This is a genomic window from Streptomyces sp. NPDC048288 (genome assembly GCF_043201555.1).
Lineage (GTDB): Bacteria > Actinomycetota > Actinomycetes > Streptomycetales > Streptomycetaceae > Streptomyces.
Genome location: NZ_JBICZD010000006.1, coordinates 559,177 through 573,316 on the forward strand (window position 1 = coordinate 559,177; position 14,140 = coordinate 573,316).

The 14,140-nt window shown below is 72.2% G+C and carries 11 protein-coding genes; 4 read left to right on the forward strand and 7 right to left on the reverse strand.

All coding sequences use genetic code 11. The features are described 5' to 3' along the window. Position 1: 1 nt before the first annotated feature. Positions 2–742, forward strand: a complete 741-nt coding sequence (locus ACGFZS_RS24510; RefSeq protein WP_393796920.1) for a sirohydrochlorin chelatase — start codon at positions 2–4, stop codon at positions 740–742. A 176-nt stretch (positions 743–918) separates the two neighbouring features. On the opposite strand, the gene ACGFZS_RS24515 is transcribed toward ACGFZS_RS24510, so the two are convergent. After that, on the reverse strand, positions 919–3,543 hold the full coding sequence (locus tag ACGFZS_RS24515; protein ID WP_393796921.1) for a fibronectin type III domain-containing protein: 2,625 nt from the start codon (positions 3,541–3,543) through the stop codon (positions 919–921). A 174-nt stretch (positions 3,544–3,717) separates the two neighbouring features. On the opposite strand from ACGFZS_RS24515, the gene ACGFZS_RS24520 reads away from it, so the two are divergent. Continuing rightward, the gene (locus ACGFZS_RS24520; protein WP_393796922.1) at positions 3,718–4,575 is read left to right on the forward strand and encodes a transglutaminase-like domain-containing protein; all 858 of its coding nucleotides are present in this window, start codon (positions 3,718–3,720) and stop codon (positions 4,573–4,575) included. Here ACGFZS_RS24520 and ACGFZS_RS24525 read toward each other — a convergent pair. After that, positions 4,556–5,107: a DUF1697 domain-containing protein gene (locus ACGFZS_RS24525; protein WP_393796923.1), complete on the reverse strand. Its 552-nt coding sequence runs from the start codon at positions 5,105–5,107 to the stop codon at positions 4,556–4,558. The genes ACGFZS_RS24520 and ACGFZS_RS24525 overlap by 20 nt on opposite strands. Before the next feature lie 383 nt (positions 5,108–5,490). On the opposite strand from ACGFZS_RS24525, the gene ACGFZS_RS24530 reads away from it, so the two are divergent. Then, positions 5,491–7,737, forward strand: a complete 2,247-nt coding sequence (locus ACGFZS_RS24530) for an MMPL family transporter (protein WP_393796924.1) — start codon at positions 5,491–5,493, stop codon at positions 7,735–7,737. Positions 7,738–7,834: 97 nt separating this feature from the next. Here the strand turns inward: ACGFZS_RS24530 and ACGFZS_RS24535 are convergent, their stop codons facing one another. The 3 genes from ACGFZS_RS24535 to ACGFZS_RS24545 are packed head-to-tail and all read right to left on the reverse strand — an operon-like array spanning position 7,835 to position 10,868. Then, positions 7,835–9,118, reverse strand: a complete 1,284-nt coding sequence (locus tag ACGFZS_RS24535; RefSeq protein ID WP_393796925.1) for an ABC transporter substrate-binding protein — start codon at positions 9,116–9,118, stop codon at positions 7,835–7,837. Further along, on the reverse strand, positions 9,118–9,951 hold the full coding sequence (locus ACGFZS_RS24540; protein WP_393796926.1) for a carbohydrate ABC transporter permease: 834 nt from the start codon (positions 9,949–9,951) through the stop codon (positions 9,118–9,120). Before ACGFZS_RS24540 ends, ACGFZS_RS24535 begins: the two co-directional genes overlap by 1 nt. Beyond that, positions 9,948–10,868 carry a carbohydrate ABC transporter permease gene (locus tag ACGFZS_RS24545; protein WP_393796927.1) on the reverse strand — a complete coding sequence of 307 codons (921 nt, stop codon included), beginning with the start codon at positions 10,866–10,868 and terminating at the stop codon, positions 9,948–9,950. The genes ACGFZS_RS24540 and ACGFZS_RS24545 overlap by 4 nt, the downstream gene beginning before the upstream one ends. 191 nt (positions 10,869–11,059) lie before the next feature. On the opposite strand from ACGFZS_RS24545, the gene ACGFZS_RS24550 reads away from it, so the two are divergent. Then, complete coding sequence (locus tag ACGFZS_RS24550; RefSeq protein ID WP_393796928.1) at positions 11,060–11,923, forward strand: phosphotransferase; 864 nt, start codon at positions 11,060–11,062, stop codon at positions 11,921–11,923. A gap of 106 nt (positions 11,924–12,029) precedes the next feature. Here ACGFZS_RS24550 and ACGFZS_RS24555 read toward each other — a convergent pair whose 3' ends face one another. Continuing rightward, on the reverse strand, positions 12,030–12,749 hold the full coding sequence (locus ACGFZS_RS24555) for a 3'-5' exonuclease (protein ID WP_359224557.1): 720 nt from the start codon (positions 12,747–12,749) through the stop codon (positions 12,030–12,032). Positions 12,750–12,852: 103 nt separating this feature from the next. After that, entirely contained in the window at positions 12,853–14,094 is a 1,242-nt protein-coding gene (locus tag ACGFZS_RS24560) for an SAV2148 family HEPN domain-containing protein (RefSeq protein ID WP_365684231.1), read from the reverse strand. Positions 14,095–14,140 lie beyond the last annotated feature (46 nt).

The window sequence follows — 14,140 nt, forward strand, 5'->3', positions numbered from 1 at the left end:
CATGCGTACGAAGCCCGTTCTCCTCGTCATCGCCCACGGCAGCCGCGATCCGCGGCACGCGGCGACCGTCCACGCCCTGGTGCGCCGGGTACGGTCGCTGCGGCCCGGGCTGCGCGTGGAGACGGGCTTCCTGGACTTCAACATCCCGTCGGTGCACGGGGTGCTGGAGTCGCTCGCGGCGGAGGGCGTCCGGGACGTCGTGGCCCTCCCCCTGCTGCTGACGCGCGCCTTCCACGCGAAGGCCGACATCCCGGCGGTCCTGCGCGACGCGCCGCCGCAACTGCGCATCCGCCAGGCGGAGGTCCTGGGCCCGTCCCCCCTGCTCCTGTCGGCCCTGGAACGGCGCCTGTACGAGGCGGGACTGTCCCCCGACGACAAGTCCTCGACCGGGGTCGTGCTGGCGGCGGCGGGGTCCACCGACCCGGAGGCGATCGCGGTGATCGCGGAAACCGCGCGGGAGTGGCGGCGCACCGGCTGGTGTGCCGTGCGGCCCGCGTTCGCCTCCGCGGCCCTCCCCCGCACCGAGGACGCGGTACGCGAACTGCGGGAGCTGGGCTGTGCCCGGGTGGCCGTGGCCCCCTACGTCCTCGCCCCCGGCTTCCTCCCCGACCGGATAGCCCGGGGCGCGGCGGAGGCGGACGTGCTGGCAGAGGTGTTGGGCCCGGCGCCGGAGGTGGCCCGGGTGCTGCTGGAGCGGTACGACGCGGCGCGGCGGCCCGCGCTGGCGGCCGTGGGGGCCTGAGGACGGGCCGGGGTTCGCGGTCCGGCGCTCCCCTGTGGCGTCGGACCGCGAACAGCCGGCCTACGGCGGGGGCTCTCGCGAGGTTCCCTGCCGTGGCCGGCTCTTACTACTGCGTCGAGTGCGGTGAAGGTGTCACACCTGGGGCTTTACCGGTTCAGGTTCCCAACGACTTGTCCCTATTGGGTAGTTGATCGGGTGGTCGCGGTGACCGTGGCGGCGGGTCCGAGGCCGGCCGCGGTGACCGCGGCGACGGTCACGGTGTAGGCCGTGCCGGGAGTGAGCCCGCCGATCACGCGGAACATGCCCTTGGCGGAGGGCTGGGTCACCAGTACGTCCCGTCCGGTGACGTCGATCGGGGCACGGCCGTCGGAGACGGTCACCCGATAGCCGGTCACCCGGGCGTCGCCGGTGCCGGTCGGCGGGGTCCAGGCGAGGGTGGCCGCGGTGGCCGAGGTGCGGAATTTGGGGGCGGTCGGTGCGGCCGGGAGGGTGGTCGCGGCGGTCGGGGCCAGCGGTGCCGAGGCGAGCGAGGGGGCGCTCTCGCCCCGGGCGTTGCGGGCGCTGACCGCGACGGTGACGGGGCCGCCCCCGGAGACGCCGAGGTGGATCAGGGCGGTCCGCTTGAACTCGGCCGCGGAGACGCTCTCTTCGGCGACCTGGCTGCCTGTCGCGTCGTAGGCCCGGGCGGTGTAGCCGGTCACCGGTGAACCGCCGTCCGCGAAGGCCGGGTTGAAGGTCACCCACAGCGCGTCGGTACCGGCCGTCGCGGTCCCGACCCGGGAGGGCGCCTCGGGGACGGAGAGGGCGCCGGTCCGGCGGTCGAGGAGGTGCCGGTAGGCGGGCTCAAGTCCCGCGTCGCCGAGGACGTCCGGCGGCACGTCGGAGAGTCCCGTCATGATCGTGTTCCCGGTGGTGACCAGTCCCTTGTTGTCGCCGTCGGCGGTGCCCTCCTCCCACCAGTTGTCCTTGACCAGGGTCGGGTCGTTGTTGCCGAGGGCGTCGCGGTAGTCGGTGTGCCGGGAGGCGACGTTGGCGTAGGAGGCGTGGTAGAGGACGTTGCCCTCGACGGTCTCGTAGGTGCAGCCGTTGTCGGTGTAGACGTTCTTGCCCAGGCCCCACTGGTCGTGGATGACGTTCCCGGTGACCTTCTCGCCGTCCGTCATGGAGGTGCCGGTCAGGCCCTGGGTGTAGATGCCGCCGCCGTCGTCGAGCATCTGCATGTAGTCGAAGATCAGGTTGTTCCGTACGGCGTTGTCGTGGCTCGGGTTCGGGGTGGCCGCGTCGCCGATCTTGTCGGGCCAGCCGCCCCAGCCCAGGGAGACGGCCGAGTAGCCGACGTGGTCGATCTGGTTGTGGGCGATGGTGTCGCGCTCGGTGTAGCCGTTGAGGATCGCGACCCCGCCGTGGTATTCGCGGGGCAGCCCGTAGAGGTGGTTGTCCGTCACCTGGACGCCGGAGGCCGGGGTCTGTCCGTCCACTCCGCCGATCTCGACGCCGTTGCCCGAGATGTCGGTGAAGACGCTTCCGCTGACCGTGGAGTCCGCCGAACCCGCCCCCAACTCCAGCCCGGACGCGCCGAGATGGGCGAAGACGTCGTCGGCGAACTCGATGCGCCGGCCGTACGCGAAGGTCACGTTGCCCGGCATCTTCGTCCAGGAGGCGAACGGGCAGGTGCCGCCCGCCACGTACTGGCACAGGCCCTGGGTGGCCCAGCCCTTGTCCCCGGTGACGGTGTAGCCGGCCTGGATCTCGGAGAAGCCCTCGGGCGTGGACGGGGTCAGCCAGGTGGCGTACCCGAACTCGATACCGCGGAAGGCGATGTCGTGCACGGGCGCGTCCGCCGTGCCCCGTCCCTCGACGAGTTTCTCGGCCGCGGCGGCCTCGACGTCGGCGCGGGCCACCTGTTCGCCCTTGCGGGGCAGGTAGTAGACCCGGTGCGCGCTCCGGTCGAGGTACCACTCACCGGGCTGGTCGAGGAGTTCGTAGGCGTTCTCGACGTACGACGGCTCGCCGCCGTTGGTGAGTCTGCCCGGGCCGACCATGCTGACGGTGCGGCCGGGGATGTCGGGGAATTCCACCCGCTTGTTGGAGTTGTCCCAGCAGGGCTGGGTCATGGTGATCGTGGTGCCCTCGGCGGCGGCGATACGGCAGCGCGGCTCGGTCCACTGGCCGAGTCCGTTGCGCTCGATGTTCCAGAGGGCCTCACCGCTGGTGTACACGAACTCGGCGTCGGCGGGGTGCTTCCAGTGGGCGATCGTGTCGGAGGAAGCGGTGTAGCCGGTGGCGGTCTGGGTGAGCGTCACCGGAACGGCTCCGCGGGCCCGTTGCGCCCGCACCCCGTCGACGTACAACTGCCGTGTGTCGCGGAGGCCTTGGGGCGCGGGCGCGGACCACAGCCCGGCCCGGCCCGGCACCCGCTGCCAGCCGGTGACCCGGCGGCCGCCGCTGATCAGGGTGTCGTCGCCAGTGCCCTGCCAGATCACCCGGTGGCCGCCCGCGCCGGAGTCGCGGGCGTCGAGGACGAGGGGCTTCGTGCGGCGGTAGGTGCCCGGGGCGAGGTGCACGGTGAGGTCGGCGCTCAGGTGGGCCACCCGGGCCCGGACCAGGTCGCGGGCGCGGTCCAGGGTGCGGACGGGGTGGCGGGCGGTGCCGTCGGCGTGGTCGTCGCCGGCGGGTGAGACGTAGACGTCGGAGGAGGCCGCGGCCCCGGCCGCCGGGGCCGGGGTGGCGAGACCCGGGGTGCCGAGGGCGAGAACGGTGGCGGCGAGGGTGACGAGGGCGGCTCTTCGGTGCGCGGGCATATACCCCTCCCGTGGGATCAGCCGGTACCCAACGCCGGGAAAGGTAGGAGCATTTGGATGCCCGAGTCAATGAAGGGGACAGAAATACGGGAAGCGATCCGGCCAACTCCCTTGATTCATCGGATCGGTACGCCCTCTTGACCTTGCCCCCGGGACAAGGCCCAGGGTTCCGGCATGGAAACCTGCCTGAAGCAGACGCCGTACAGCGATCCGGGCGGCCTCGACGTCGGGGGCCTGCCCCGTGATCCGCGCGCGCTCACCCGGATCGTCCGCGGGCTGATCGTTCACCGGGCGGAGGGCGGGCGGCTCGGCTACGACATCCCCGAGGAGCGGCTGCGCCACGACGGCGAGGCCCGCTACGTCCGGGAGATCCTGCGCCTGCTGCGCGAGCGCAAGGACGCCCCGCTGACCGGACCCCGCTCCTTCGACCAGCGGTTCGTCGGAACCTGCCGGGACTTCTCCCTGCTGCTGTGCGCGCTGCTGCGGGCGACCGGGACACCGGCCCGCATCCGGGGCGGCTACGCCACCTACTTCGTCGAGGGCTTCCACGACGACCACTGGGTGACCGAGTACCGGGCGCCCGACGGCGGCCGGCGGCTGGCGGACGCGCAGGTGTCCGCCGACTTCTACGACGTGCCCTTCGACCCGCTGGACGTGCCCCGGGACCGGTTCGTGGTGGCGGGGCGGGCGTGGCGGGCCTGCCGGGCGGGCGAGGCCGACCCCGGGACGTTCGGGGTGTGGTCCGAACCCGGGCTGCGGGGCCTGTGGCTGGTGCGCCGCAACGTGGTCCTGGACCTCGCCGCCCGGCACGGCACCGAACCGCTGCCCTGGGACGGCTGGGGCCGCCTCGCCGGTCTGGAGGACGGCGCGCCCACCGCGGAGGAGCTGGCGCTGGTCGACGCCGTGGCGGCCGCGGACGACCCCGGCGAGCTGCGCCGCCTGGCCCGGGACCCGCGGCTCGCGGTACCGCGCGAGATCCGGTCGCGGGCCCCCTTCCTCGGCCTGCGGACGGTCACGCTCCCCGCGCCGTGAGCTCCACCAGCTTGACGACCGTGTTCCAGTTCCGGGTGGTGGCGATCAGCCCCTTGTTGATCCGGGGCCGGGCCAGCGCCTCCGCCAGCTTGGAGCGGCCCAGGCCGTCCGGGGCGTACAGGTACAGCGCGCGGTCGCCGAGCCGGAACTCCTCGGGGAGGTGGGCGGCGGGGTCCATGTCCGCGAAGCGTTCCGGGCCGACCGGCGCCGAGAAGTAGGTGACGTGCAGCTGCTTGGCCTCCAGCTCGGCGGCCGGGAACGGACAGGCCTCGGCGACCGCCTTCAGATAGGCGTGGTCGCGGACGAGCACGTCGACGGAGAAGCCGAACCGCTCCTCGATCGCCCCGCCCAGCTCGGCGGCGAGCGACTCGGCGTCCCCGTGGCCGCAGGAGAAGACGGCCTGCCCGCTCTGCAGATAGGTCTGCACGGAGTCGTGGCCCAGCCCGGTCATCAGCCCGCGCAGCTCGGCCATCGGGAGCTTCTTCCGGCCGCCCACGTTGATCCCGCGCAGCAGCGCCGCATACGTCGTCATTCGAACACCTTAGAACGGCCGTCGTGCCCCGTGGGGGTGGGCACGACGGCCGTGCCGGGCAGGCCGGGCTGCCCGAAACTCTGGCCGATCGGACCGGTCCGGATCAACTCCTACACGCACCTGTGACTTGTTCAACAAGGTTTCGCAATCACAAAGAGGACCCCCGTCGTCGGAAGGGACAGCCCTGATGAACACCCCCGAGATGGGGCGATAGATGTAGGGGCCCGACATCCTCCTGGGTGACGACGGGCGGCCGCCGTACTTCACCGGAGAGCACGACGAGTCGCTCTTATCCGGCCCCTACCTTCGATTCCAGCGAAGGAAGTCGTGAAGAGACCGTGGCGGCCGGGGGCCGTCACCGCACACGAGGGGGCAATCCCGTCATGGGGAACGGAGACACGCGGGTGCGGGGCCTGGCCGCCCGGGCCGGCGGCTGGAGCGCCCGGCACCGCTGGGCCGCCGTCGGCATATGGGTGCTGTTCGTCGTCCTGGCGATGGGACTCGGCTCGGCGGCCGGCCGGGTCGACGTCGACGAGAGCGACCAGCTCAAGGGCGAGACGCACACCGCAGCGAAGATCATCGACGACGCGGGGATCAAGGAACCGGCCGGTGAGACGGTCCTGATCCAGGGCAGGGACGGATCGGTCAAGGCCACGGACGCCGCCTTCAGGGCCGCCGTCGCGGACGTGGTGAAGGCCGTCGACGGCACCGGCAAGGTCACGGACGTCACCTCGCCGTACGACGCCGGGACCATCTCGAAGGACGGCCGCAGCGCGCTGGTCCAGTTCGACATGCGCGGTGACGCGGAGACCGCCGCCGACCGGGTCCAGCCGGTCCTGGACGCGGTGGCGGGGGTGCAGAAGGCGCACGGCACGCTGCGGATCGAGGAGATCGGCGGCGCCAGCATGAACAAGCAGTACGACGACGCCTTCGGCAAGGACTTCCAGCGGGCCGAGTACTCGGCCGTACCGGTGGCCTTCGGCATCCTGCTGATCGCCTTCGGCGCGCTGGTGGCGGCGCTGCTGCCGGTCGGCCTCGCGATCACCGCGATCATGGCGACGATGGGCCTGATGGGCCTCGTCAGCCATCTCCAGCCGATGAGCGACACCGCCAACTCCGTGATGCTGCTGGTCGGCCTGGCGGTCGGGGTCGACTACTGCCTGTTCTACCTCCGCCGGGAACGGGAGGAGCGGGACGCCGGCCGGGACGCGGGCGCGGCGCTCAGGATCGCCGCCGCCACCAGCGGCCGGGCGATCATCGTCTCCGGTGTCACGGTGTGCGTGGCGATGGCGGGCATGCTCTTCACCGGCCTCGCCGAGTTCGAGGCGATGGGCCTGGCCTCCCTGATGGTCGTCGCGGTCGCCATGGTCGGCTCCGTGACGGTGCTCCCCGCACTGCTCTCGCTCCTCGGCGAGCGGGTCGAGAAGGGCCGGATCCCCTTCCTGCGCCGCCGCAAGCGCACGCAGGGCCCCTCCGAGAGCCGCTTCTGGACGGCCGTCCTGCGGGGCGTCCTCGCCAGGCCGCTGGTCTCCGTGGTCGTCGCGGTCGGCGCCCTGCTCGCGGTCGCCGCGCCCGCCCTGGGCATGAAGACCTCGCAGCTCACCCTGGACCAGGAGTTCGGCCACTCGCTGCCGATCGTGGGCACCTACGACCGGCTCAACCAGGCCTTCCCGGGCGGCTCCGAGCCGGCCGAGGTGGTCGTCAAGGCGAAGGACATCAACGCCCCCGAGGTCAGGCAGGCCCTGACCGACTTCCGGGAACGGGCGATCAGTTCGGGCGTCTCGCGCGGCCCGGTCGACATCAAGCTGCACGACGCCCAGAACGTCGCCCTGATCTCCGTGCCGCTGGTCGGCGGCTCCGACATGGACAAGGCCGGCCAGAGCCTGCAGAAGCTGCGCGACGAGGTGCGGCCCGCCACGCTCGGGAAGGTCGACGGAGTCCAGGCCCCGGTGACCGGGAACGTCGCGGGCAACGAGGACTTCAACGACCAGCTGATGGGTTCGGTCGTCCCGGTCTTCGCCTTCGTGGTGGTCTTCGCCTTCCTCCTGATGCTGCTGTCGTTCCGTTCGCTGACGGTCGCGATCACCTCGATCGTGCTCAACCTGCTCTCGGTGGGCGCGGCCTACGGCATCCTGGTCGCCGTCTTCCAGCACGGCTGGGGCGCCTCCCTGGTGGGCGCGGAGGGGGTCGGTGCCATCGTCACCTGGCTGCCGCTGTTCCTCTTCGTGATCCTCTTCGGCCTCTCCATGGACTACCACGTGTTCGTGGTCTCCCGGATCCGCGAGGCCCGGCTGCGCGGCCGGTCCACCCGGGACGCCATCCAGCACGGGGTCGTCACCACGGCCGGGGTCGTCACCAGCGCCGCCGTCATCATGGTCGCCGTGTTCGCGATCTTCGGCACGCTCTCCATGCAGTCCATGAAGCAGATGGGCGTGGGCCTGGCGGCCGCGGTCCTCATCGACGCGACGGTCATCCGGGGCGTGCTGCTCCCGGCGGTGATGGCCCTGCTCGGCGAGCGCAACTGGTACCTGCCGAGCTGGCTGCGCTGGCTGCCGGACCTGACGCACGACGAGTCGCCGGAGCCGGTGGCGCCGGACCGGCACGGCGAGCACGACCGGCTGCCCGTCTAGCGACGCTCTGGCAGCACCCTGCTGGTAACAGCCTCTGACACAGGGTCCGTTGGTCTCCGGGGGAGCCAACGGGCCCTGTCCGTGCGGCTACGACCGCTCAGCGCTGGTAGCGGGCCAGCACCAGGTTGCCGTCCTTCTCCAGCCGGTGGCGGAGTTCGTCGATGCCGATGGCACCGCTGTAGTACTCCTGGAGGGCCGGGGTGGCCACCTTGTCCTTCCACTCCGGGTAGCCCCGGACCGTCTGGGCGGGGGCCGGGCCGAGGTGGGCGGCGAGGGCGGTGCCGGTGGCCCAGCCGTACTTCGCGGTGTGCAGGGCGGGATCCTTCAGGGCCTGGGTGCCGGTGGGCAGCATCCAGTCGCCGAGGGCGAGCCTGACCATGTTCTCCGGCCGGAGCAGGAAGTCGATGAACTCGACCGCCTCCTTCTTGTGCGGGCTGTCCTCGGCGACGGACAGCGTCTGCGGGCTGACGCCCTGCGCGAGCCCGTCGGCACCGGCCGGGGCGGGCAGCACCTCCCAGTCGAAGCCCTTGGGCGCCTGCTGGACGATCTGCTGGCGGTAGGAGAAGCCGAGCGGCACCATCGCGTACTTGCCGCCGAAGAAGCCCGGCAGGGTGTCCGAACCGCCGCTGCCCAGGGTGGAGCCGGGCGCGCTGTGGTCGACGTCCACCTGGTCGTGAACGGTCCGTGGCACGACCTGGTCGGCGGCCTCGAACCGCACGGTCACCCTGCCGTCCGCGTCCCGGTGGAAGAGCCGCCCGCCCGCCGACAGCGACAGGTTGAGCGTGGCGGAGACGGGCTCCTTGAGCGGCCATGCGACGCCGTACTTCCCGCCGCCGCTGAGCCGCTTGGTGATCTGCCGGAACTCCGCCCAGGTCCAGGGGTGTTCGGGGGTGGGTATGCGCACACCGGCCCGGTCGAGCCAGGTGGTGTTGGCGATCAGTACGCGCGGCTCCTGGAGGAAGGGCACGCCGTACACGCCGTCGCCGAACGTCGCGGTGTCCCAACTGCGCTGCGGTATCTCGGACTTCAGCCGGGCCGGCAGCAGATCGGTGAGATCGGCGAGGTAGCCGCCGTAGGCGAAGTCCGCGAGGTCGTCGGAGGCGTCGTGGATGATGTCCGGGGCCTCGCCGCCCTCGAAGGAGGTGAGCAGCTGGTCGTGGACGCTGTCCCAACTTCCCTGGACGTACTCGACCTTGACGTCGGAGTGGGTGGCGTTCCACTCCTTCACCAGCTCCTTGTTGGCGGCCACCGACTCCTCCTGCCAGGCCAGGGACTGGAAGCGGAGGGTGATCGGGCCTTTGCCGTGCCGGGTCCCGGACGTGCATCCCGCGAGCAGCAGGAGGAAGGCGACGACGAGTACCGCGATGCCCCGGGTCCGCATCAGCTCTTCACCGCCCCGGCCAGCATCCCGCCCGTGATCCGCCGCTGGACCAGCGCGAAGACCAGCAGCGAGGGCAGGGTGGCGAGGAAGGCGGCAGCGGCCAGCGGTCCCAGGTCGGCCACGCCCTCGGCGCCGATGAAGTGGGTGAGGACGACCGGCAGGGTCTGTTTCTCCGGTGTCTTCAGCAGCACCAGCGCGAAGAAGAACTCGTTCCACGCGGTGACGAAGGCGAACAGCCCGGTCGCCACGATCCCCGGCGCCAGCAGCGGCGCCGTCACCGACACCAGCGTCCGCAGCCGCCCGGCCCCGTCCACGGCCGCCGCCTCCTCCAGTTCGACGGGCACCGCCCGGACATAGCCGACGAGCATCCACAGCGCGAACGGCAGCGCCCACACCACGTAGACCAGCACCAGGCCGGACAGGGAGTCGATCAGCCGCAGGTTCTTCAGCACCAGGAACAGCGGGATGATCACCAGCACGAACGGGAAGGCCTGGCTGACCACCACCCAGCCGGTGGCCGCCCGGGAGAGCGCGGTGCGGCGCCGGGCCATGACGTACGCCATCGGGGTCGCGAGGAGTACGGCGATCACGGCGGCGCCGAGCGCGGCCAGCAGGGAGTTGAGGCCGGCGCGCAGCAGCGGCTGTTCGTCGAAGGCCTGGCGGAAGTTGTCCAGGGTGGGGTGCCGGGGGATCCAGGTGGGGTGCGGACTGCCCAGCTCCTGCGGGGGCTTGAAGGCCGTGGAGAGCAGCCAGAGCAGCGGGAAGGCCAGGAAGACGAGATAGGCGAGCAGGGCCGCGTACTGGCCGACGCGGGTGCCGGTACGGGTCCTCACGCGTCCTCGCCTCCCCGCAGCCGGCCCGCCAGGAAGACGGCCAGCAGCACCGCGATCACCGCGACCATCACACAGCCCATCGCGGCCGCGTACCCGAACTGGCCGTAGCGGAAGGCCTCTTCGTAGGCGAACAGCATCGGCAGCCGGGTCCTGCCGCCGGGGCCGCCGTTGGTCAGGACGTAGACCAGGGCGAAGGAGTTGAAGTTCCAGATCAGGTTGAGCGCGGTGATCGCCAGGGCGACGGGTCTGAGGGCGGGCCAGGTGACCGTGCGGAAGCGGCGCCAGGCGCCCGCGCCGTCCACGGCGGCGGCCTCGTGCAGTTCGCGCGGGGTGTTCTGGAGGCCGGCGAGCAGCGCGACCGTGGTCTGCGGCATCCCGGCCCAGACGCCCACGACGATGACGGCGGGCAGGGCGGTGGCGAGGCCGCTCAGCCAGTCCCGGCCGTCGCCGAGGCCGAGGTCCCGCAGGGTCTCGTTGAGCACGCCCGCGTCGGGGTTGTAGACCAGCCGCCACATGATGCCGACCACGACCTCGGGCATCGCCCAGGGGACGATCGCGAGGGCCCGGGCCAGCCACCGCAGCCGTAACTCCTGGTCCAGGAGGAGGGCCAGGCCGAGCGCGAGCAGGAACTGGGGCACGGTCACGCCGACGGCCCAGACCAGGCCGATCCGGAACGACTCCCAGAAGAGGGTGTCGTGCAGCAGGTCCTGGAAGTTGAGGCCGCCGATCCACCGGGTCGCCGCGGTGCGGCCCGACTGGGCGTCGGTGAACGCCAACAGGATGCCGTAGAGCAGCGGGCCGACGCTCAGCACGAGGATCGGGATCAGGGCGGGCAGGACCAGGAACCAGGCGCCGCGGTCGGTGACACGTGCGGCGGCCGGCCGCCTCGTACTCGCCGCGTCGGTAACCAATGCCACGTCATCCCCCTTTGCGCGGCCCGGTCGGGCCTGGACATGGTCGTGAAGGCCGGAGGTCCCGTCAAGGCACCGCGCACACCGTCCGACCTCCGTGGATGCGAGACTGACCGCCGGATGGCGAGAAGACGACGCCGTGTGCACCCGCACAGCCACGGGTGCGCGGGCTTCGCTCACGGACACGGAGGCGGACCATGGACGAGGCAAGGGCGCGGGACGTACTGGCGGCGGCGGATGTGCTGCCCGGTGCGGCGGCCGGCGCCTCGCTGCTCGCGCTGGGCGAGAACGCGGTGTTCGCCGCAGGGGACCTGGTGGTGAAGGTCGGCCGGGACGCCGAACTCCTCGACCGGGCCCGCCGCGAGCTGGAGATCGCCGGCTGGCTGGCGGAGGCCGACGTACCGGCCGTACGCGCCGCCGAGCCGAAGGCGCGGCTCGTCGAGGGCCACCCGGTGACGGTGTGGCACCGGCTGCCGGATCCGGTGCGGCCGGCCGAGCCGCGCGATCTGGCCGAACTGCTGCGCATCGTCCACGCACTGCCCTCTCCTCCCTTCGCCTTGCCGCCCCGCGAGCTGCTGGGCGGTGTGGAGCGCTGGCTACGGCTGGCCGGCGACGCGATCGACCCCGCCGACGCGGCATACCTGCGGGAGCGCCGGGACGGCTTCGCCGCGGCCGCGGCCGCGCTGACGCCCCACCTGACGCCCGGTCCGATCCACGGGGACGCGCTGCCCCGCAATGTGCACGTCGGGCCCGAGGGGCCGGTGCTGGTGGACCTGGAGACCTTCTCCTCGGACCTGCGCGAGCACGACCTCGTGGTGATGGCACTCTCCCGGGACCGGTACGGGCTGTCGGCCGAGGCCTACGACTCGTTCACCGAGACCTACGGCTGGGATGTGCGCGAGTGGGAGGGGTGCGGCGTCCTGCGCGGAGCCCGGGAGACGGCCAGTTGCGCCTGGGTCGCCCAGCACGCCCCGAGCAACCCGAAGGCCCTGGCGGAATTCGAGCGCCGGGTGGGATCCCTGCGGGACGGCGACGAGTCGGTGCGCTGGTACCCCTTCTGAGGAGCGCCCCGAAGGGGCGCGGGGCTGTGTTGGATCTGCGGCTACCGCCGCGTGGGCGCGACCAGCCCCCACCGGCCTGCGGCCAACAAACCACGTAACCCGGTACTCAGACCACGTCGGCCAGCTCCCGCAGGGGCCACGCCCCGTCCACCACCGCGTCCGCCTCCCCCTTGCGCCGCAAGAACTGCTGGAAGTCCGCCGCCCACTCCGCATACCACTCCACCTGGCGCCGGTGCAGTTCCGCCGGACCCAGCGCCGCGATCTTCGGGTGGCGCTCGGCTATCGCACCGGCCAGCCGCGCCGCGGCGAGCGCGTCCGCGGAGGCGTTGTGGGCGGCGGCGAGAGTGATGCCGTACTCGGCGCAGACCGCTTCGAGGTTGCGCTTGCCGCGCCGGTAGCGGTCGACCCAGCGGTCGATGGTGTACGGGTCGACGACCGGCGCGGGGTCGAGGCCGCCGAGGCGGTCGGAGAGGGACGGCAGTCCGTGGCGGCGCAGTTCCGCCGCGAGGAGGGTGAGGTCGAAGGTCGCGTTGTAGGCGACGACCGGGACGCCCGTCTTCCAGTAGCCGGTGAGGACGTCCGCGAGGGCGTCGGCGACCTGGTCGGCCGGCCGGCCCTCGGCCGCCGCCCGCTCGTTGCTGATGCCGTGCACCGCCACCGCGTCCGCCGGGATCTCCACGCCCGGATCGGCCAGCCACTCGCGGCGGCCCAGTTCCTGCCCGGCCCTGACCTCGATCACGGCCCCCGTGACGATCCGCGCCTCGCGCGGATCCGTACCCGTCGTCTCCAGGTCGAAGCCGATCAGGAGCTCCTGGTGCCAGCCCATGGGCGGCCCCCCTTCTTGGTGGTGCTTTCCCCCAGTGGTCTCCACCCTCGCATGCGCCACTGACAATCAGAGGACCGGCATTCCGCTTAGCGCCGCGCACACATCAGGACACCGGGCGCGAATCCGCCCAAGCCATTTCGAACTCCTCGCGATATGTCGGGAAGAGCCCGGTTTCCACGACGTCGTCGGTCTTGACCACCTTGTTGCCGTTGCGCAGCACCAGCACCGGCGACTCCATGCCCCGCGCGCCGCGCAGATAGGACTGGATGATCCCGACGCCGTCCGCGCCGTCGCCGTCCACCAGGTAGGCGGAGAAGCGGGGGGTGTCGTCGTACACCTGGATCTCGAAGGCGCCCGGATCGCGCAGCCGGGACCGCACCCGGCGCATGTGGAGGATGTTCATCTCGACCGAGCGGGCCAGTTCGCCCCGCTTCATCCCGAGTTCGCGCTCGCGGCGCTTGACCGCGCTGGAGGCGGGGTTGAGGAAGAGCAGGCGGACCCGGCAGCCGGTCTCGGCGAGGCGGACCAGGCGGCGGCCGGAGAAGTTCTGCACGAGCAGGTTGAGGCCGATGCCGATGGCGTCCAGCCGGCGGGCGCCGCCGAAGAGGTCCTCGGCCGGGAACTGGCGCATCAGGCGGACCCGGTCGGGGTGCACGGCGACCACGTCCGCGTAGCGGTCGCCGACCAGGTCCTCCACCGCGTCCACCGGCAGCCGGCGCGCGGAGGGCACGTCACCGCCCGCGCCGAGCATCTCCAGGAGCCGGGCGGAGGCCCGTTCGGCCTGGTCGAGGACGGCACCGGACAGGGCGCGGTTGCGGGAGACGATGTTGCGGGTCACCTCCAGCTCGTCCAGGGCGAGTTCCACGTCCCGGCGCTCGTCGAAGTACGGCTCGAAGCAGGGCCAGTGCTGGACCATCAGCTCGCGCAGCTGCGGGAGGGTGAGGAAGCTGAGCACGTTGTCGTCGGCGGGGTCCAGCAGATAGCCCTTGCGGCGGCTGACCTCGCGGACGGCGGCGGCCCGCTGGACCCACTCCTGGCCGGCCGGACCGGCCGCGGCGACCACCCAGTCGTCGCCGTGGACGGGTTCGTAGATGGGCCGCAGCACGGCGGCCACGACGGCCCGCATCCGCTGCTCGACGAGGTTCAGCCAGATGTAGGCGCGGCCGGCCCGCTGGGCGCGCGTACGCACCTCGAGCCAGGCGTCGGCGCCCCACTCCAGCTCCGGCCCGATGGAGCCCGTGGCGTCCATCGGCCGGGCCAGGGACACCGCGCCGGGCGGGACGTCTGTGGAGTTCCCCTCGTGACCCTCGTCACCAGGGGGCAGCTCCAGGCCTCCCGAGCCCACCCGTGCACCGCCTTCCGCTCCCCCGAGCTCTCCCCGTGCCAACGAT